General features: G+C 61.8%; 17 protein-coding genes. 8 read left to right on the forward strand and 9 right to left on the reverse strand.

The genetic code is table 11. The features are described from left to right. Positions 1 to 132: 132 nt before the first annotated feature. From KVG91_RS10470 to KVG91_RS10495, 6 genes are all read right to left on the reverse strand, one after another. Entirely contained in the window at positions 133 to 957 is an 825-nt protein-coding gene (locus KVG91_RS10470) for an ABC transporter permease (protein ID WP_076953328.1), read from the reverse strand. A 12-nt stretch (positions 958 to 969) separates the two neighbouring features. Further along, a complete protein-coding gene (locus KVG91_RS10475) occupies positions 970 to 2,196 on the reverse strand; it encodes an ABC transporter permease (RefSeq protein ID WP_169376815.1) in 1,227 nt (408 codons plus the stop codon). 164 nt (positions 2,197 to 2,360) lie between these two features. Beyond that, entirely contained in the window at positions 2,361 to 3,401 is a 1,041-nt protein-coding gene (locus KVG91_RS10480; RefSeq protein ID WP_169376816.1) for an ABC transporter substrate-binding protein, read from the reverse strand. A 45-nt stretch (positions 3,402 to 3,446) separates the two neighbouring features. Beyond that, positions 3,447 to 4,559 carry an ABC transporter ATP-binding protein gene (locus KVG91_RS10485; RefSeq protein ID WP_076953322.1) on the reverse strand — a complete coding sequence of 371 codons (1,113 nt, stop codon included), beginning with the start codon at positions 4,557 to 4,559 and terminating at the stop codon, positions 3,447 to 3,449. 225 nt (positions 4,560 to 4,784) lie between these two features. Further along, positions 4,785 to 5,414 carry a response regulator gene (locus KVG91_RS10490; RefSeq protein ID WP_169376817.1) on the reverse strand — a complete coding sequence of 210 codons (630 nt, stop codon included), beginning with the start codon at positions 5,412 to 5,414 and terminating at the stop codon, positions 4,785 to 4,787. Between the two features lie 18 nt (positions 5,415 to 5,432). Continuing rightward, positions 5,433 to 7,427, reverse strand: a complete 1,995-nt coding sequence (locus tag KVG91_RS10495) for a PAS domain-containing sensor histidine kinase (RefSeq protein ID WP_169376818.1) — start codon at positions 7,425 to 7,427, stop codon at positions 5,433 to 5,435. 77 nt (positions 7,428 to 7,504) lie between these two features. Between KVG91_RS10495 and KVG91_RS10500 the strand changes: the two genes are divergently transcribed. After that, entirely contained in the window at positions 7,505 to 8,479 is a 975-nt protein-coding gene (locus tag KVG91_RS10500; protein WP_169376819.1) for an alpha/beta hydrolase family protein, read from the forward strand. Between the two features lie 145 nt (positions 8,480 to 8,624). Here KVG91_RS10500 and KVG91_RS10505 read toward each other — a convergent pair whose 3' ends face one another. Genes KVG91_RS10505 through KVG91_RS10515 form a run of 3 tightly spaced genes read right to left on the reverse strand, consistent with a single transcriptional unit; the run spans position 8,625 to position 11,087 of the window. Continuing rightward, the gene (locus tag KVG91_RS10505) at positions 8,625 to 9,392 is read right to left on the reverse strand and encodes a TerB family tellurite resistance protein (RefSeq protein WP_169376820.1); all 768 of its coding nucleotides are present in this window, start codon (positions 9,390 to 9,392) and stop codon (positions 8,625 to 8,627) included. 1 nt (position 9,393) lies between these two features. After that, positions 9,394 to 10,068 (reverse strand): N-acetylmuramate alpha-1-phosphate uridylyltransferase MurU, encoded by a 675-nt coding sequence (murU, locus tag KVG91_RS10510; protein WP_169376821.1) that lies wholly within the window; start codon positions 10,066 to 10,068, stop codon positions 9,394 to 9,396. Then, a complete protein-coding gene (locus tag KVG91_RS10515; protein WP_169376822.1) occupies positions 10,065 to 11,087 on the reverse strand; it encodes an aminoglycoside phosphotransferase family protein in 1,023 nt (340 codons plus the stop codon). The genes murU and KVG91_RS10515 overlap by 4 nt, the downstream gene beginning before the upstream one ends. 130 nt (positions 11,088 to 11,217) lie before the next feature. Between KVG91_RS10515 and KVG91_RS10520 the strand changes: the two genes are divergently transcribed. The 7 genes from KVG91_RS10520 (at position 11,218) to glpE (ending at position 18,918) form a co-directional block, all read left to right on the forward strand. Beyond that, the gene (locus tag KVG91_RS10520; RefSeq protein ID WP_169376823.1) at positions 11,218 to 14,031 is read left to right on the forward strand and encodes an LPS-assembly protein LptD; all 2,814 of its coding nucleotides are present in this window, start codon (positions 11,218 to 11,220) and stop codon (positions 14,029 to 14,031) included. Continuing rightward, on the forward strand, positions 14,006 to 15,346 hold the full coding sequence (locus tag KVG91_RS10525) for a peptidylprolyl isomerase (protein ID WP_169376824.1): 1,341 nt from the start codon (positions 14,006 to 14,008) through the stop codon (positions 15,344 to 15,346). The genes KVG91_RS10520 and KVG91_RS10525 overlap by 26 nt, the downstream gene beginning before the upstream one ends. Continuing rightward, complete coding sequence (gene pdxA / locus KVG91_RS10530) at positions 15,343 to 16,332, forward strand: 4-hydroxythreonine-4-phosphate dehydrogenase PdxA (RefSeq protein WP_169376825.1); 990 nt, start codon at positions 15,343 to 15,345, stop codon at positions 16,330 to 16,332. The genes KVG91_RS10525 and pdxA overlap by 4 nt, the downstream gene beginning before the upstream one ends. Then, positions 16,329 to 17,141, forward strand: coding sequence for a 16S rRNA (adenine(1518)-N(6)/adenine(1519)-N(6))-dimethyltransferase RsmA (gene rsmA / locus KVG91_RS10535; protein ID WP_169376826.1), 813 nt, complete (start codon positions 16,329 to 16,331; stop codon positions 17,139 to 17,141). Before pdxA ends, rsmA begins: the two co-directional genes overlap by 4 nt. 209 nt (positions 17,142 to 17,350) lie before the next feature. Then, positions 17,351 to 17,731, forward strand: a complete 381-nt coding sequence (gene apaG, locus KVG91_RS10540) for a Co2+/Mg2+ efflux protein ApaG (RefSeq protein ID WP_169376827.1) — start codon at positions 17,351 to 17,353, stop codon at positions 17,729 to 17,731. Next, positions 17,731 to 18,579, forward strand: a complete 849-nt coding sequence (locus KVG91_RS10545; RefSeq protein ID WP_169376828.1) for a symmetrical bis(5'-nucleosyl)-tetraphosphatase — start codon at positions 17,731 to 17,733, stop codon at positions 18,577 to 18,579. The genes apaG and KVG91_RS10545 overlap by 1 nt, the downstream gene beginning before the upstream one ends. 9 nt (positions 18,580 to 18,588) lie before the next feature. After that, positions 18,589 to 18,918 carry a thiosulfate sulfurtransferase GlpE gene (gene glpE / locus KVG91_RS10550; RefSeq protein ID WP_169376829.1) on the forward strand — a complete coding sequence of 110 codons (330 nt, stop codon included), beginning with the start codon at positions 18,589 to 18,591 and terminating at the stop codon, positions 18,916 to 18,918. The last annotated feature ends 129 nt before the right edge of the window (positions 18,919 to 19,047 follow it).

A 19,047-nucleotide genomic window follows, 5' to 3' on the forward strand; every position in this document is an offset into this window, starting at 1 on the left:
CAGCGGCTGAATGGTCAGGTGGGCCAAAGCGGGCACGGTCAATGTGGGAGCTGGCTTGCCTGCAATGGCGGCGGTGAATTACACATCGCCATCGCAGGCAAGCCAGCTCCCACAGTTAACCGAGTCCGACCTTCAAACCTGGGCAGTACGTAGTTTCTCGCTTCGTCCGCGCAACCATTCCAGGGTCAGCAACAACAGCACCGAAAAGGCAATCAGCAAGGTCGCCGCCGCGGCAATCGTCGGGCTGAGGTTCTCGCGGATGCCGCTGAACATCTGGCGCGGCAAGGTGGCTTGTTCAGGGCCGGCGAGGAACAGGGTCACCACCACTTCATCGAACGAAGTGGCAAAGGCAAACAGCGCGCCGGAGATCACCCCCGGCGCGATCAACGGCAAGGTCACCCGGCGAAACGCGGTCAATGGCGAAGCGCCGAGACTGGCCGCCGCCCGCACCAGGTTGTGGTTGAACCCCTGCAAGGTCGCCGACACGGTGATGATCACAAAGGGCACGCCCAACACCGCATGCACCACGATCAGCGAAAAAAAGCTGTTGCCCAGGCCCAAAGGCGCAAAGAACAGGTAACTGGCCACGCCGATGATCACCACCGGTACCACCATCGGCGAAATCACCAGGGCCATTACCAACGCCTTGCCGGGGAAATCGCCGCGTGTCAGGCCGATGGCCGCCAGCGTGCCGAACACCATGGCCAGCAGCGTGGCGGCCGGGGCGACGATGATGCTGTTCTTGAGTGCACGCATCCACTCGGCGGAGGCGAAGAAATCCTGGTACCAGTGCAGCGAGAAGCCTTGCAGCGGGTACACCAGGAAACTGCCGCTGTTGAACGACAGCGGGATGATCACCAGCACCGGCAGAATCAAAAACAGCAGGATCAAGCCGCAGAGGATCCGCAAGCTGTAGAACCAGACCCGCTCAACGGGCGACATATAAGGGCTCAGCATCGCTAGGTCTCCTTAGCTCAGGCGCAGGCGACTGGCGCCCACCAGCCGGTTATAGATCAGGTACAGCACCACGGTCGCCAGCAGCAGCAAGCCACCCAACGCCGTTGCCATGCCCCAGTTGATGCTGGTGTTGGTGTAGAACGCCACGAAGTAACTGACCATCTGGTCGTTCGGGCTGCCCAGCAATGCCGGGGTGATGTAGTAACCAATCGCCAGGATGAACACCAACAGGCAGCCGGCGCCCACGCCGGCGTAGGTCTGTGGGAAATACACGCGCCAGAAACTGGCGAACGGATGACAGCCCAGGGAAATCGCCGCGCGCATGTAAGTGGGCGAGATGCCCTTCATTACGCTGTAGATCGGCAGAATCATGAACGGCAGCAGGATATGCACCATGGAGATGTAGACCCCGGTGCGGTTGAACACCAGCTCCAGCGGACTGTCGATCAGCCCCATGCCCATGAGCGCGCTGTTGATCAGCCCACCGGACTGCAGCAACACGATCCACGCCGCCACGCGCACCAGGATCGACGTCCAGAACGGCAACAACACCAGGATCATCAGCAAGTTGCTTTTACGCGCAGGCAGGTTGGCCAGCAGGTACGCCAGGGGATAGGCCAGCAGCAGGCAGATCGCCGTGATCACCAGGCCCATCCAGAAGGTGCGGGCAAAGATGTCCAGGTAAATTGCCTGGTCCGGCGTGGCCGGTGCGACCTCGCCGAGATCGTCGATGCGGTGGTCGACGGCCGCCAGCAGGTAGAACGGTGTCACGCTGCTGGTATTGCGCCGGATCGCCTGCCAGTACGCCGGGTCACCCCAGCGTTCGTCGAGGTTTTCCAGCGCTTCTTTATAGGAGCCGGGCACTTCGCTGAACGGCAGCGCCCGCGCGGTTTTGGTCAACAGGCTGCGATAGCCGGCCAGTTCCATGTTCAAGCGTTTGGACAGATCGCCCAGCGTCTGGTTTTTGCGTGCTTCGCCCAAGTCCTCGGTGAGTGCCTGGTACACCGGCTCGCCCGGCAAGCCACGCCCATCCCAGGCCGTTACGGCCACGACGGTACGCGGCAAACCGGCCACCACCTCCGGGTTGCCGACACTCTTGAACAGCAGCGCAACGATCGGCACCAGGAATACCAGCAGCAAAAACAGCACCAGCGGTGCGATCAAGGCCTGGGCCTTCCAGCGGTTAAGCCGTTCGGCACGCGCCAGGCGCTGCTTGAGGGTGGGAATGGCAATGGCCATGGCAAACTCCGCAAATATACGTTGAGTCCCTGGCGATCGCGGCCACTGTGGGAGCTGGCTTGCCTGCGATGGCATCGACTCGGTGTGTCAGCTACACCGAGGTGTCTGCATCGCAGGCAAGCCAGCTCCCACATGAGCCGGTTGTGCCAGAGGGTTATGCACTGTTACTTGGCCGCCCATGAATTGAAGCGCTGCTCCAACTGCTCGCCGTTGTCCGCCCAGAAGCTCACGTCGATCTGCACCTGGTTGGCGATGTTTTCCGGGGTGGTCGGCATGTCCTTGAGGATGTCCTTGGCCAGCAGCGGCACGGCTTGGGTGTTGGCCGGGCCGTAGGCGATGTTTTCCGAATAGGTCTTCTGCTGCTGCGGCTGCACCGAGAAGGCGATGAATTTTTTCGCCGCCTCAGCGCGGTCCTTGTCCAGGCCTTTGGGAATGGCCCAGGCGTCAAAGTCGTAGATGCCGCCGTTCCACACCACTTTCAGGTTGCTTTCTTTCTGCACGGCGGCGATCCGGCCGTTGTAGGCCGAGCTCATCACCACGTCACCCGAGGCGAGGTACTGCGGCGGCTGTGCACCGGCTTCCCACCACTGGATCGACGGCTTGAGTTCGTCGAGTTTCTTGAACGCTCGGTCCTGGCCATCCTTGCCGGCCAGCACTTTATAGACGTCCTTGGGCGCTACACCGTCGGCCATCAGCGCGAATTCCAGGGTGTACTTGGCGCCTTTACGCAGGCCGCGCTTGCCCGGGAATTTCTTGGTGTCCCAGAAATCCGCCCAACTGGTCGGCGCGCTGGTGAGTTTGTCGGCGTTGTAGGCCAGCACGGTCGACCATACGAAAAAGCCCACGCCGCATGGCTGGATCGCGCCTTTCACGTAGTCGGCGCTGTTGCCGAACAGTTTCGGGTCCAACGGCTCGAACATGTCTTCGTCACAGCCACGGGACAGTTCCGGCGATTCGACTTCCACCAGGTCCCAGGACACGCTCTTGGTGTCGACCATGGCCTTGACCTTGGCCATTTCACCGTTGTACTCGCCGGCGACAATCTTGCCATTGCCGGCCTTTTCCCACGGTGCATAGAAGGCCTTGACCTGGGCCGCCTTGTTCGCGCCGCCGAAGGACACGACCGTCAGGTCCGGGCCCGCCATGGCCTGGGTCGCGCCGATCAAGCCAAGCGCCAGCGCTGAATACTTAAGGGATCTCAACATTGTTGTGCTCTCCACGTGCAGGGTTGGTGAAGCCAGGGGGGGCGATCAATTCGCCTCTAGAAGTGGGTCGAGTGCGCGAACGTGCTCGACTTGCCAGCCAATCGGTACCACGTCGCCGACCGCCAGGGCTGGGTCCAGCTCGGCAATCGGTTGTTTCACAAAAAAATCGGCCTTGCCGCAGACTTCCAGGCGTACGCGCACGTGGTCGCCCAGGTAGATGAACTCCGCCACCCGTCCCGAGAAACGGTTGACGCACGCTTCGCTCGAACCATTCAGGCTGACGCGTTCCGGGCGCACCGACAGGGTCACCGGGCCGCCGACCTGGCCGACGTTCACCGCCAGCGCCTCGACCTTCTCGCCGCGCGCCAACTCCACCACGCAGCGCTCGCCGGTGTGGCTGTGCAGGCGGCCGTTGAGGCGGTTGTTCTCGCCGATGAAGTTGGCGACAAAGGTATTTTTCGGCTCTTCGTACAAAGTGCGTGGTGCGGCAATCTGCTGGATTTCGCCCTGGTGAAACACCGCCACGCGGTCAGACATGGTCAGCGCTTCGCCCTGGTCATGGGTCACGTACACCACCGTCACGCCGAGACGCTGGTGCAGGTGCTTGATCTCCATTTGCATGTGCTCGCGCAGTTGCTTGTCGAGGGCCCCAAGGGGCTCGTCCATCAGTACCAGCTGCGGTTCGAACACCAACGCGCGCGCCAGGGCCACGCGCTGTTGCTGGCCGCCGGAGAGTTGTGCCGGGTAGCGCTGGGCGAAGGCGTCAAGCTGCACCATGCTCAGCACGCGTTTGACCCGCTCGCTGATATCGGTCTTGCTCAAACCGCGTACCGAGAGCGGGAACGCCAGGTTCTCGGCGACGGTCATGTGCGGAAACAATGCGTAATTCTGGAACACCATGCCGATGTCGCGCTTGTGCGGGGGCACGTTGTTGATCGAACGTCCGGCCAGCTGGATTTCACCGGCAGTCGGCGTCTCGAAGCCGGCGAGCATCATCAGGCTGGTGGTCTTGCCCGAGCCGGAAGGCCCGAGCAGCGTGAGGAACTCGCCCTTGCGAATTTCCAGGTTGAGGTCTTTGACGATCAGGTTCTCGCCGTCGTAGCTCTTTTGCACGCCACGAAAGCTGACCAGCACATCATTTGAATCCACCTCGCTCATACCCGCACCTTTGTGTTTTGGACTGCTGTGGCACAAGCGTAGTCCACGCCGAAGCCCCCGGAAATCGGGGGCCAGGAGAGAATGGCATCAGCCGGATGGAAGGTTCGGGGTAGGGATCGCCCTACACGGATGGCGGGGATGGAACAGGGCAACCACAAGCGGCGAGCTGCAAGCGGCAGGAATGGGCGCGGCAGTGATTCTGGTGTGTCGTTATCAGGTATGCCGCTAGAGCAGTTTGTGTTCCATGGCGTACTTCACCAGTTCAGCCAGGGAAGTGATATGCAGCTTTTGCATCAGCCGCGCCTTGTGGGTACTGATGGTCTTGCTGCTCAGCGCCAGTTGCTGGGCGATGTCGTTGACATTGGCGCCTTGGGCCAGGCGCTCGAACACCGAGAACTCGCGCTCCGAGAGCAATGAATGCAACGGCCGGGCATCGGTGAGGCCGACTTCGAAGACCATTCGGTCGGCCAGGTCAGGGTCGATATAACGACCGCCCGCCGCCACTTTGCGAATCGCCGTCAGCAACAGCGCCGGATCGCTGTCTTTGGTGGCGTAACCGGCGGCGCCGACCTTCAAGGCGCGGGCGGCCATTTGCGCTTCGTCGTGCATCGACAGCACCAGGATCGCCGGCGGGTGGCTCAGCGCACGGATCCGCGCGATGGCTTCAAGGCCGTTGACGCCGGGCATCGAGATATCCAGCAACACCACCTCGCAAGGCACGTGGCGCAGGGCCTCCAGCAGTTGCTCGCCATTGCTCGCTTCGCCGACCACCAACAGGTCTTTGGCCAGGCCGATCAATTGCTTGATGCCTTCACGAACGATGGTGTGGTCTTCGGCTACCAGTACGCGGATCACAGGGACTTCCTCTTGATGTTAGGCATCCAATGGCACCGTGACACTCAGGGTGGTGCCCTCCCCCAGCTCGCTGTCCAGGCTCAACTGCCCGCCCATGATCAACACCCGTTCGCGCATGCCCACCAGACCGAACGACACCGGGCGGTCCTGGGCCGGCACGAAACCTACGCCATCGTCGCTGATGGTCAGCCGCAGGTCCGTGCCCTCCACGGCAAGGGTCAGCTCCACAGTATGCGCCTGGGCATGACGCATCACATTGGTCAGCGCCTCCTGCAGGATCCGGAACAGGCCGATGGCCTTGGCATCGCTCAAGGCCGGCAGGTTATCCGGAACCCGCACCAGGCAGGGAATGTGCGTGCGCGCTTCGAAACGCCGGGCCTGCCACTCGATGGCCGAGGCGATACCGGCGTCGAGAATTGGCGGGCGCAACGCTGTCGCCACGTCCCGCACCAATTGGAAGAGCTGGGCGATCAGGCGCTTCATGCTGTTCAAGCGTTCATGCAGACCAGGGTCGAGTTGCGCATAGGCCAGCTCACACATCGAGGTTTCAAGCTTGAGCACCGTGAGCATTTGCCCCAGTTCGTCGTGCACTTCGCGGGCGATGCGGGCCTTTTCTTCTTCGCGCACGGTTTCCAGGTGGGCGGACAGTTCGCGCAGTTGCGCTTCACTTTGCAGCAAGGCCGCCAAGGTGCGGCGCAGCTCGGTGACGTCGTTGAGATAGACCACCAGGTATTCGGCCTCGGCAAACCGCAGGAAGCTCAAGGACACATGGGTCGGCAGGATGCTGCCATCGGCACGCCGGCAATCGGTGGCAAAGTTCTGCGGGCCGTCTTCACTGGCCCGTGCGCGTTTCCACAGGTTGAGCCAACGGTCCATGTCCAGGCTTGGGTCAAGGTCGACCAAGGGCCGCTCGATCAGCGCACCGGGCGCGTAGCCAAGCATGCTTTCAGCCGCACGATTGGCGTAGCGCACATGGCTGTCCCAGTTGACCCAGAGGATGCCGACAGTGCTTTGGTCGATGGAAAACTGCGTCAACCGCAGCGCTTCGGCACCGGCGGCGCGGGCCGCGCTTTCTTCTCGCGCGGCCAGCAGGCCGTGTTCCAGCACCCGCTGCTGGCGGCGCTGCCAGAACACGACGGCCAGGCTGGCGAGCAGCAGCAGGCCCAACAACAAACTGAGGTTTTGCCACAGCCCGGTGGATTGCTTCAGGTGCGGGTATTGGGGCTGCAGCCAGCGGTTGTGCAGTTGGTCCAGGTCGCGTGCCGGGATGGCGCGCAAGGCACTTTCCATGATGCCAGCCAGTTCCGGCCATTCGCGCCGCGTCGCCACCCGAAGCAATTGCGGCAGGCCGACATCACCCACCACCGCCAGCCCGGCAAATTCAGCTTCGCCAGACAAACGGCTCAATTGCGCTTCATCCACCACCGCGTACCGCGCCTGCTGGCTTACCAGCAATTGCAGGGCCTGGCGCTCCATCGGCACACCTTGCAGGTTGAGAGCGGGATAGGTGCTGCGCAGGTAATCGGCCACGGCGCTGGGCATGCGCACAGCGACGCGCGATTGCTCATCAAGCTTATCCAACTCCACGGCGCCGCCGCCCTCGCGGGTACCGACGATAAGCTGCGGCACGCGCATGTAAGGGTCGGTGAACGACCACAGGCGCAAGCTGGCCGGGGTCTGTTGCAGGCCGGGGGCGATATCCACCTCGCCCTCGCGCACGGCAGCTTCCAGTTGTTCCTGAGTGGGGAAGTTGCGCCAGGTCAGCTCGATGTTCAGCGCCTTGGCCAACCCTTGCATCAACTCGACATTGGCCCCGGACAGGCGCTGCAAACGCCGATCGTACTGCGCGTAGGGCGCCTGCAACACCAGGCCCACCCGAAGCTCGGGGTGCCGGGCCAGCCAATCGCGTTGCTGCGCATTGAGCTGCGCCTGGGGCGCGGCGGGCGCGGGGGCGGCATTTGCCATCAAGGCAAGGCACAAACAGCCGATAACCAGCAGACAGCGAAAACCCATGATCCACGTCTCACATCACTGACAAATACTGACCAACCCATTAGGCTGCTGGAATCACTTCTGGCCGGGAATTAACGATGCCCTTTCTCCACCGTTCAGCACTGCCAGCATTGTGCCTGTCGCTGCTTTTTACCAGTGCCTTTTCTGTGCAGGCTGCTGACGCCCCCGCACCTGAAGCCGAAAAACCTGTCGAGCGCCAACCCTTGCCCGAGCGCAGCCTGGAAGAAGCCAGTGCCTTGGAACGCAAAATCCCACAACAGGAACAGCAGCAATTGCAGGCCGGTAGCGACTCATTCCTCGCTCTCTGGAAGCCAGCCAACAGCGCCGAGCCCGAAGGCGTGGTGATTATCGTGCCAGGCGCTGGCGAGACGGCTGACTGGCCGCAAGCAATCAGCCCGTTGCGGCATAAATTGCCGGATGCCAATTGGGGCAGCCTCAGCCTGTCGTTGCCGGATGTAAGCGTTGATACCCTGCCGCCGCGCGTGATGGAAGCGCCCCAGGCCACGGTCGACACCAGCAGCAAGGAAGCCAGCACCGCCGACAAACCCATCGAGCAGGCCGCCAGCGCCGAAGCAGAAGGGACTGACCCGGCGGTGGTGCCTGGCGCCGACGAGCAGGACAAGACCGACGCGTCGCGCATTTTTGCCCGCATCGACGCCGCGGTCGCGTACGCCCAAACCCAGAGCGCGCGTAGCGTGGTGCTGCTCGGGCATGGCACCGGCGCTTGGTGGGCCGCGCGCTATTTGAGCGAGAAGCAGCCGTCCCAGGTGCAGAAGTTCGTGATGGTCGCGGCAAAGACGCCCAACGCGCGCCATCCGGACGTGCAGCAACTGGCCCCGGGCCTGAAGGTGCCGACTGCTGACATCTACTATCAGGACGACGCTCAAACACGCAAAAGCGCCCTGGCCCGCGCCCAGGCGGCCAAGCGCTTGAAGAATGACGGTTACAAGCAAGTGTCGTTGACGGCCTCGCCCGGCAATAGCGCTGCGGAGCAGGAGCAGTTGTATCGCAGGGTCCGCGGGTGGTTGAGCCCGCAGGCCAGCTCGGACTGATTCCGGGCTGGTAACCCATCCAAATGTGGGAGCTGGCTTGCCTGCGATAGCGGTGGGTCAGCAAAGCCTGTGTCACTGAAAGTCCGCTATCGCAGGCAAGCCAGCTCCCACAGGGGAATGGGTTATCAAAGTGAAAGAGTGCCAGCTAGCGAAAATCCCGCCGTTCGCGAATCAACGTGTAGGCATTATGCAATTCGCGCGTGCGCTCGGTGGCATCCCGCACTTGCGCGGGGGTGGCACCGGTACCGGCAATCTTGTCCGGATGATGCCGGCTCAGCAGGCGACGATAGGCGCGCTTGATAGCCGACGGCTCGGTGGTGGCCGTCACGCCCAGCAAGCGCAACGCGTCCTGATAGGTAACGCTGCGATTGACCAGCGGCTTGCGCTCCGGCGTGTAGTCGGCAGCCAACGCCTTCAGCTGTTGCGGCGTCCACCCCAGCCATTTGCCCCACAGGTCGATCAGGTCACGCTCGGCTTCATCGGCCCTGCCGTCCGCCCAGACCATGCGCCAGCACGCGCGCAACACGCCTTCCGCCGCGTGGGGCTGAGCCTTGAGCACACGCAGGTAGCTGCGCACCCGGTCGGAGCCGGACTTGCCGCGATTGAAGGCGGCAATCGCGCGGCGCTGGGCCGAGTCGGTCATGTCCAGCGAGCGCATTTCCTGGCGCGCCTGCTGGATATGCCCATCCACCACTCGCCCATTGCTCTTGGCCAGGCGCCCCAGCAACACAAACAGCAGTTCATCATTGCGCAACGCCGGGCGCCCGCCGAGGCGCTCGCGCAACTGCGCCCAACTTTGCAATTGCAGGCGGCGGTCCAGTGCCTGCCCCAACAATGCCCCCAACAAGGCCCCCGGAATACTGGCAATGGCAAAGCCAGCCCCGGCGCCGATCAGCGTCCCTGGCCACAGCATGTTACTGCCCCGCTGCCAGCAGGGTTTCGACTTGCGCCAGGCGTTCCAGCGTGCCGACATCGATCCAGCGTCCCGCCATGTGTTCCCCCGTTACCAGACCTTTGGCCATGGCCGCCCGCAACAGCGGCGCCAGTTTGAAGGCACCGGCACTGCAACCCGCAAACAGCTTGGGGTCGAGCACTGAAATGCCACTGAAGGTCAGGTTATCGGCACCGGCCGCCGCATCATGAAGCAAACCGTGATCCAGGTAGAAATCGCCCCCCGAGGGGTGATGCGCCGGGTTATCGACCATCACCAGATGAGCCAGGCCCTTGAGCGGCTGCTTGAGCCGGGCAAAATCGTAGTCGGTCCAGATATCGCCGTTGACGACCAGAAAGGGTTCATCTCCCAGCAACGCCAGCGCCTGGAAAATCCCACCGCCGGTTTCCAGCGGTTCACCCTCGGGGGAGTAGCGGATGCGCACCCCAAACTGCGCGCCATCGCCCAGGTAGCCTTCGATCTGCTGGCCGAGCCAGGCATGGTTGATCACGATATCAGTGAAACCGGCCTTGGCCAGCGCTTCCAGGTGATACTCGATCAGGCGCTTGCCGCCGGCCTGCACCAGCGGCTTGGGCGTATGCAGGGTAAGCGGGCGCATGCGCTCGCCTTTGCCGGCCGCCAGGATCATCGCCTTCATACAGTTGCCTCGACGGGCTGCAGGCTGGCCAGCAGTTCGCCCAACTCGCGCAACTCCGGACGGTCGGCCAGCACCGCTTCTATATAGGCGAAGAAGCGCGGCACGTCAGCCAGGTAGCGAGGCTTGCCGTCGCGATGGCAAATGCGCGCGAAGATACCGATCACCTTGAGGTGACGCTGCACGCCCATCAGGTCGCTGGCGCGCTCGAAGTCGTCGAAGTCCGCCTGCACCGGGATACCCGCTTGAACCGCACGCTCCCAATAGCCACGCTGCCATTCGCGCACACGCGCCTTCGGCCAACTGAGGAAGGCGTCCTTGAACAGGCAGGTAATGTCGTAGGTCACGGGCCCGTAGACTGCATCCTGGAAATCCAGCACGCCTGGGCTCGGCTCGCTGATCATCAGGTTGCGCGGCATGTAGTCGCGGTGCACCAGCACTTTGGGCTGCGCAAGGGCGCTGTCGATCAAAAGGTCGCTGGCACGCTGCCAAAGCGCTTGTTGCTGCGCATCCAGCTGGACACCCAAGTGCCGGCGAACGTACCACTCCGGAAACAATTCGAGTTCGCGGCGCAGCAAGGCGACGTCATAGCTGGGCAGTGGCGCGTCCATCGGGAGCTGCTGGAAAGCCAGCAAGGCGTCGATGGCATCGGCAAACAATTGATCGGCGTTTTGGTCGTCAATCACGTCCAGATAGGTTTTTCTGCCCAGGTCATTGAGCAAAAGAAAGCCTCGCGGCAAATCTTCTGCATAAATTTTTGGCACATTTATGCCTGACTTCGCCAGCAAATGGGCGATATCGACGAAAGGTTTGCAGTTTTCCTGAGGGGGTGGAGCGTCCATCACGACGAGTGTCCGGCCACCGCCTTCCCAACGGAAATAGCGCCTGAAACTCGCGTCGCTGCTGGCCGCGGTCAATGTAGCCGGGGGTACGGAGCCCCAATCCTGAGCGTTGAAAAGAATCGGCAACTGCTCATCCAGCCAGACTTCCAGCTGTTGTAAACGTAGATCTTGCTCGGGCATTACAAGGGTCTCCGACGGCGCTAGCCGTCAAGCGGGGCATGCTTTATTATCACGCATCTTTTTCAGACCATCGAGAGGCGTGCGGCCCAAACCGCGGGCAGATGGCACGCAGGAAGCCCGGACTAATAAGATGGCATTGAAATCCCCCGCGTTTCGTAGAAAATTTCCGTTGCTGGTAACCGGCAGTCTGCTGGCCTTGCAACCCTTCGCCACCTCATTCGTGGTCGCCGCGGAACAGTATGACTGCTCAGTCTCTGCTTCGGGTGCCTGGGATTGCGCGCCGAAAACCGCCGCAGCCCCGTTGCCACCACGCCCGGTGCATGACGGCGCAGCCGTCAGCTCCGCCAACAGCACGGCGCAAGCCGATGCCGGCGGCAAAGCCGAGGCCGAGCCCAAGACCGCGCTGGTCACTGACGCCAAGGGCCGAGGCCTGCGTTCGCGCAGTGCCGACTACAGCCACCTGGACTGGGTACCGCGCGACAAGCTGACCGCCGCGCAGCTGGCCGAAACTGGTCCGTACTGCGGTGGTGCGTACATCGAGCCGACTCGTCCTGGCATGAACGACAAGACGAACAAGAGCGATGCGCCCACCTTTATCGGCGCCAAGGCCTCGCGTTACGAGCAGGAATCGCAAGTCGCGACCCTGGCCGGTGACGTCGTCATGCGCCAGGGCAGCATGCAGCTGGAGTCTGAAGAAGCCAGCCTGTACCAGGCCGAGAACCGTGGCGAGCTGAACGGCAAAGTCCGTCTGCGCGACAATGGCGCACTGATCGTGGGCGACCACGCCGAAGTCCAGCTGGACACCGGCGCCGCGCAGATCGACAACGCCGAATACGTGATGCACAAGTCGCGTATCCGCGGTAACGCGCTGTACGCCAAGCGTGCCGAAAACGCCATTATCCGTCTCAAGGACGGTACGTACACCACCTGCGAGCCAGACAGCAACGCCTGGCAGCTCAAGGGCAACAACATCACGTTGAACCCGGCCACCGGTTTCGGTACGGCCACCAACGCGACGTTGCGGATCAAGAACATCCCGATCCTGTACACCCCTTACATCTATTTCCCGATCGACGACCGTCGTCAATCCGGCTTCCTGCCACCGAGCTTCAGCACCGGCAGCGAAACCGGCTTTACGCTGAACACGCCGTACTACTTCAACCTGGCGCCCAACTACGACGCCACGTTGTATCCGCAGTACATGACCAAGCGCGGCATGCTGATGGAAGGCGAATTCCGCTACCTCACCAAGTCCAGCGAGGGCCAGTTCGGCGGCGCGTACCTGAACGACGACAGCGACGAGCGGAAAAAGCAGACCGATTACGAAAAAACCCGCTACATGCTCAACTGGCAGCATAAGGGCGGGCTGGATTCGCGCGTAGCGACTCAGGTTGACTACACCCGGATCAGCGATCCGTATTATTTCCAGGATCTGAAGAGCAACCAGATTGGCGTGGAGTCTCGTGACTTCCTCAATCAGCAGGGTGCCGTGACCTATCGCGGCGACTCCTATCAGGCCCGTTTGAACGTCCAGGCTTACCAGCTGGCGACGATTTCCCAGATCACGCCGTATGATCGACTGCCGCAGATCACCTTCAATGGTGCGCTGCCCTATCATCCGGGCGGGTTGAACTTCACGTACGAGACGGAAGCCGTTCGCTTTGAGCGCAGCCTGGAAAAGGGCATGTTCACAGGCGAAGACGGTGTAGAGACTGCTCGACTGGACACAAACGTGAGAGGCCTGACCCGTGCAAACGGTACTCGCCTGAACGTAGCGCCTGCTGTCGATTATCCGATGAACTGGACCTACGGTTTCATTACGCCGAAGCTCAAGTACGTTTACACCAAGTACGATCTTGACCTGGATAACATAGGCAAGAACGACATTGTTGCAGCGCAAGCCGCAGCGGCGTCAGCTGGCACCCAATACGCCGGCGGCACGTTTAATAGCTCGCAAGACCGCGCAGTTCCAATCGCCAGCGTCGACAGCGGCCTGTACTTCGATCGCAACACTAACTGGTTCGGCAAAGAGTATCGCCAGACCCTCGAACCACGCGCGTTCTATCTTTATGTTCCGAATAAAGACCAAAGCGACATCCCAGTCTTCGACACCAGCGAGTACTCGTTCAGCTATGCGTCGCTGTTTCGCGACAACCGCTTCAGCGGTTCCGACCGGATCGGTGACGAGAACAAGCTTTCCCTGGGCGTAACAAGCCGCTGGATCGAGGAAAACGGCTTTGAGCGTCAGCGCGTCAGCGTCGGCCAAGCCGTGTACTTCAAGGATCGCGAAGTTCAATTACCGGGCATCCTGGCCGCCGACCGTGCAGATGCACAGTCTGACGTTTCGCCCGTTGCCCTGGAATACGAATTCCGCTTCAACCGCGACTGGCGCGCCACGGCCGACTACAACTGGGACACCGAGGAACACAGCCCTCGTTCAGGCAGCGCAATGCTCCACTACCAACCGGAGAACGATCCAAACAAGATCATCAACGTCGGTTATCGCTATCGTAACGACCAGGTGGTCTACAACCAGCTGACCGGCAGATGGCAGTTCGGCGGTGACTATGGTCAGCCGGGCGATCCGAACTTCGTGAAGGATTACTACAAAATCCAGCAACACGATTTCTCGATGATGTGGCCGATCATCCCTCAGTGGAATCTGATCACTCGCTGGCAGTATGACTACGCCCGCAACCGTACCCTGGAAGCCTTCGGTGGTTTCGAGTACGACAACTGCTGCTGGAAACTGCGTGTCATCAACCGCTACTGGGTGGACAACGACGAATACAGCCAGCTCGCCCCGCTTAACGAAAAGGGTGACCACGGGCTCTTCCTGCAGATCGTCCTCAAAGGACTCGGCGGCCTGACCGGCGCCAAGGTAGAGAGCTTCCTAGACAAAGGCATTGAAGGTTATCGTGAACGTGAAAACCAAGCTTTCTGATTGTCTGCGCCCGCTCGTACTGGGCGCGCTGTTCCTGGGCACCGCATCGGCGCACGCCGCGGTTCAGGAACTGGATAAGGTAGTGGCCATCGTCGACAACGACGTGATCATGCAGAGCCAACTGGACCAGCGCGTCAAGGAAGTCCAGCAAACCATCGCCAAGCGTGGCGGTGGCGTGCCACCTACCAGCGTCCTGGACCAACAGGTGCTGGAGCGCCTGATCGTCGAGAACCTGCAACTGCAGATCGGTGATCGCTCCGGCATCCGTATTTCGGACGAAGAACTGAACCAGGCTGTCGGCACCATTGCCCAGCGCAACAACATGAGCATTGACCAGTTCCGCGCCGCCCTGGCCCGCGACGGCTTGTCCTATGAGGACGCCCGTGACCAGATCCGCCGCGAAATGATCATCAGCCGTGTGCGTCAGCGCCGAGTGGCCGAGCGCGTGCAGGTGTCCGAGCAGGAAGTGAAGAACTTCCTGGCGTCGGACCTGGGCAAGATGCAGCTGTCCGAAGAGCTGCACCTGGCCAACATCCTGATTCCGACACCGGACAGCGCCAACTCCGAGCAGCTCAATGCCGCGGCGGCCAAGACCCAGGCTATCTATGAACGCCTCAAGGCCGGTGCCGACTTCGCCCAGATGGCCATTGCCCAGTCCGGCAGCGACAACGCCCTTGAAGGCGGTGACATGGGCTGGCGTAAAGCCGCTCAATTGCCGCCGCCGTTCGACCGCGAACTGAGCGCCATGGAAGTCGGTGGCATCACCCAGCCAGCGCGTACGCCAGGTGGTTTCATCATCCTTAAGCTGCTGGAGCGTCGTGGTGGCGAGACCTCGCTGAAAGACGAAGTGCATGTTCGTCACATCCTGGTCAAACCAAGCGAAATCCGCACCGAAGCCCAAACCAAGGAATTGGCCCAGAAGATCTACGACCGCATCGAAAGCGGTGAAGACTTCGCCACCCTGGCCAAGAGCTTCTCGGAAGACCCAGGTTCGGCCCTCAACGGCGGCGACCTGAACTGGATCGATCCGAAAGCGCTGGTGCCGGAGTTCCAGCAGGTGATGGCCGAGACCCCGCAAGGTGTGCTGTCCAAGCCGTTCAAGACCCAATATGGCTGGCATGTACTGGAAGTCCTTGGCCGCCGCGCCACCGACAACACCAACCAGGCCCGCGAGCAACAAGCGCTGAACGTACTGCGTAACCGCAAATACGACGAAGAGCTGCAAACCTGGCTGCGTCAGATCCGCGACGAAGCCTACGTTGAGAACAAGCTGCCAGGCGCCGAGCAAACAGGCACCGACCAGGCCGTTCAGTGAAACCCAAGCGTTTCGCGGTAACACCCGGCGAGCCGGCCGGCATTGGTCCAGACCTGTGCCTGCTGCTCGCCTCGCAAGCCCAGCCACATCCCCTGATCGCCATTACCAGCCGCGACCTGCTCCTTGAGCGGGCCGTGCAGTTGGGTGTGGCGGTCAATCTGTTGAACGTGACGCCAGGCGGCTGGCCCGACCTGCCCGCCCCGGCCGGCAGCCTGTATGTGTGGGACACCCCCTTACAGGCCAAGGTGGTTGCCGGGCAACTGGATAAAACCAACGCGGCGTTCGTGTTGCAAACCCTGACACGCGCAGGGCAAGGCTGCATCGATGACGACTTCGCCGGCATGATCACCGCGCCCGTGCACAAGGGTGTGATCAATGAATCCGGTATCGCCTTTTCCGGCCATACCGAATTCCTCGCCGAGCTGACCAACACCGCTCAAGTCGTCATGATGCTGGCCACGCGCGGCCTGCGGGTTGCCTTGGTGACCACGCACCTGCCGCTGCGCGACGTTGCCGAGGCCATTACCGCCGAACGTATAGAGCGCGTGACGCGCATCCTCTACGCCGACCTGCAACACAAATTCGGCATCGCCCGACCGCGCATCCTGGTCTGTGGGCTCAACCCCCATGCCGGTGAAGGCGGACATCTGGGCCGTGAAGAAATCGACATCATCGAACCAACCCTGGAGCGTCTGCGCCAAGAAGGCATGGACCTGCGCGGCCCACTGCCTGCGGACACTCTGTTTACCCCCAAATATCTGGAGCACTGCGACGCAGTGCTGGCGATGTACCACGACCAGGGGCTGCCGGTGCTTAAATACAAAGGCTTCGGCGCCGCAGTCAACGTGACACTGGGCCTGCCGATCATCCGTACCTCCGTCGACCATGGCACCGCCCTGGACCTGGCGGGCAGCGGCAGGATCGACACCGGCAGCCTGCACGTGGCCCTGGAAACCGCCTATCAGATGGCCGAGACCCGTATATGACCGAGCATTACCAACACCGGGCGCGCAAGCGCTTCGGGCAAAACTTCCTGCACGACGCTGGCGTGATCGACCGCATCCTGCGCTCCATCCATGCCAAATCTTCCGACCGTCTGCTGGAAATCGGCCCGGGCCAGGGCGCCCTGACCCAAGGCCTGCTGGCCAGCGGCGGCCAGTTGGACGTGGTGGAGCTGGACAAGGACCTGATTCCGATCCTCAACCAGCAATTCGCCGACAAGCCCAACTTCAACCTGCATCAAGGTGATGCACTGAAGTTCGACTTCAACAGCCTCAACGCAGCGCCCAACAGCCTGCGGGTGGTGGGTAACCTGCCGTACAACATCTCTACCCCGCTGATTTTCCACCTGTTGAACAACGCCGGGATCATCCGCGACATGCACTTCATGCTGCAAAAGGAAGTGGTGGAACGCCTGGCTGCCGGCCCAGGTGGCGGTGATTGGGGCCGTCTGTCGATCATGGTCCAGTACCACTGCCGCGTCGAACACCTGTTCAACGTCGGGCCTGGCGCGTTCAACCCGCCGCCGAAGGTCGACTCGGCCATCGTGCGCCTGGTGCCCCACGCCGTGCTGCCTCATCCGGCCAAGGATCACAAACTGCTTGAGCGCGTCGTGCGTGAAGCCTTCAACCAGCGCCGCAAAACCTTGCGCAACACGCTCAAGGCGCTGCTGAGCAACGCCGAGATCGAAGCGGCCGGCGTCGACGGCAGCCTGCGCCCCGAGCAACTGGACCTGGCCGCATTCGTGCGCCTGGCCGACCAGCTTGCCATCCAGCCAGCCCCGACATCGGAGTAAGGCTCAACGCAACTCAAATGTGGGAGCGGGCTTGCTCGCGAATACGGCGGATCAGTCGGCACATGCATCAACTGACACACCGCATTCGCGAGCAAGCCCGCTCCCACATTCTCCGCACCACGAGCCAGCATGTCTGGCCTAGTGCCCTCCTCTTGGCCTAGACTGATCCGCATCTGCTGTCCTCCGCTTTTGCTTTTAAGGCCTCTTGCATGTCCGATCCTCGCTACCAGATCGACGTCAGCGTCGTCACCCGCTTCCTGGCGGACCAATCGCAACCTGAACTGAACCGCTTCGCCTTTGCCTACACCATCACGGTGAAAAACAACGGGCTGGTGCCGGCCAAGCTGCTGTCCCGCCACTGGGTAATCACCGACGGTGACGGCCAGGTCGAGGAAGTACGCGGCGCAGGCGTGGTAGGCCAACAACCGTTGATCGACATCGGCGCGAGCCACACCTACAGCAGCGGCACGGTGATGACCTCCAAGGTCGGCACCATGCAGGGCTCGTATCAGATGAAAGCCACCGATGGGCATTTGTTCGACGCAACGATCAAGCCCTTCCGCCTCGCGGTGCCCGGAGCCCTGCACTGATGGCGACGTATGCGGTCGGTGACCTACAGGGTTGCCTGGCGCCTCTCAAGTGCCTGCTTGAGCAGGTCGCCTTCGACCCGGCGAATGATCGCCTGTGGCTGGTCGGTGACCTGGTCAATCGCGGCCCCGAATCCCTGCAGACCCTGCGCTATCTATATGGCTTGCGTGACTCGCTGGTATGCGTCCTTGGCAATCACGACCTGCATTTGCTGGCGGCCGGCAATAACATCGAGCGCCTGAAAAAGGGCGATACCCTGCGCGAAATCCTTGAAGCACCGGATCGCGCCGAGTTACTCGACTGGCTGCGCCGGCAAAAAATCATGCATTACGACGAAGCCCGCAATATGGCCCTGGTCCATGCTGGCATCCCGCCCCAGTGGACGCTTAAGAAGGCCCTCAAGTGCGCCGCCGAAGTTGAAAGCGCACTGGCCGATGACAACCTGTACACCGTCTACCTCGACGGCATGTATGGCAACGAGCCGGTGAAGTGGGACAACGACCTCACCGGTGTCACGCGCCTGCGGGTAATTACCAATTATTTCACGCGCATGCGCTTCTGCACCGCCGAGGGCAAGCTGGACCTCAAGAGCAAGGAAGGCACCGACACCGCACTGCCCGGCTATAAACCGTGGTTTGCGCACAAGGAACGCAAGGCCCGTGACACCAAGATCATCTTCGGCCACTGGGCGGCCCTGGAAGGCAAATGCGACGAGCCCGGCGTGTTCGCCCTCGACACCGGCTGCGTGTGGGGTGGCGCCATGACCCTGATGAACATCGACACCGGCGAGCGCCTGAGCTGCCGGTGCGAACCTCCTCTTTCTTTGACACTGCCGGCCGCCAAGCCCTAGGAGCCCGCCATGAGCGAATTCAAACGTATCCCCCCTGAACAAGCCCAGGCACTGCGCCAGCAAGGCGCCGTGGTGGTCGACATCCGTGACCAGCCGACGTATGCAGCGGCTCACATCACCGGTGCCCAGCATCTGGATAACGTCAACATCGCCGATTTCATCCGCGCCGCCGACCTCGATGCGCCCGTGATTGTGGCCTGCTACCACGGCAACTCCAGCCAGAGCGCCGCGGCCTACCTGATCAGCCAGGGCTTCTCCGATGTCTATAGCCTGGACGGCGGCTTTGAGCTGTGGCGTACGACCTATCCGGCGGAAATTTCTTCCGACAATTCGCAATAATTTTTTTCACACCCCGCTACCCCGCGTGACGCTTGGGCTCGCGCCGATTCTGACGAACGGCGCAGCCAAACTAATTGCGCATCGCGCCTTGACCTCTCCGATTCCGAACTATCCTTAAGCGCAGGCCAT

The organism is Pseudomonas azadiae, assembly GCF_019145355.1.
GTDB classification, from domain to species: domain Bacteria; phylum Pseudomonadota; class Gammaproteobacteria; order Pseudomonadales; family Pseudomonadaceae; genus Aquipseudomonas; species Aquipseudomonas azadiae.

Coding starts and splice junctions, on each gene's coding strand:
- KVG91_RS10470 (WP_076953328.1), bottom strand. CDS start 957: ATGCTGAGCCCTTATATGTCGCCCGTTGAGCGGGTCTGGTTCTACAGC.
- KVG91_RS10475 (WP_169376815.1), bottom strand. CDS start 2,196: ATGGCCATTGCCATTCCCACCCTCAAGCAGCGCCTGGCGCGTGCCGAA.
- KVG91_RS10480 (WP_169376816.1), bottom strand. CDS start 3,401: ATGTTGAGATCCCTTAAGTATTCAGCGCTGGCGCTTGGCTTGATCGGC.
- KVG91_RS10485 (WP_076953322.1), bottom strand. CDS start 4,559: ATGAGCGAGGTGGATTCAAATGATGTGCTGGTCAGCTTTCGTGGCGTG.
- KVG91_RS10495 (WP_169376818.1), bottom strand. CDS start 7,427: ATGGGTTTTCGCTGTCTGCTGGTTATCGGCTGTTTGTGCCTTGCCTTG.
- KVG91_RS10500 (WP_169376819.1), top strand. CDS start 7,505: ATGCCCTTTCTCCACCGTTCAGCACTGCCAGCATTGTGCCTGTCGCTG.
- KVG91_RS10505 (WP_169376820.1), bottom strand. CDS start 9,392: ATGCTGTGGCCAGGGACGCTGATCGGCGCCGGGGCTGGCTTTGCCATT.
- murU (WP_169376821.1), bottom strand. CDS start 10,068: ATGAAGGCGATGATCCTGGCGGCCGGCAAAGGCGAGCGCATGCGCCCG.
- KVG91_RS10515 (WP_169376822.1), bottom strand. CDS start 11,087: ATGCCCGAGCAAGATCTACGTTTACAACAGCTGGAAGTCTGGCTGGAT.
- KVG91_RS10520 (WP_169376823.1), top strand. CDS start 11,218: ATGGCATTGAAATCCCCCGCGTTTCGTAGAAAATTTCCGTTGCTGGTA.
- rsmA (WP_169376826.1), top strand. CDS start 16,329: ATGACCGAGCATTACCAACACCGGGCGCGCAAGCGCTTCGGGCAAAAC.
- apaG (WP_169376827.1), top strand. CDS start 17,351: ATGTCCGATCCTCGCTACCAGATCGACGTCAGCGTCGTCACCCGCTTC.
- KVG91_RS10545 (WP_169376828.1), top strand. CDS start 17,731: ATGGCGACGTATGCGGTCGGTGACCTACAGGGTTGCCTGGCGCCTCTC.
- glpE (WP_169376829.1), top strand. CDS start 18,589: ATGAGCGAATTCAAACGTATCCCCCCTGAACAAGCCCAGGCACTGCGC.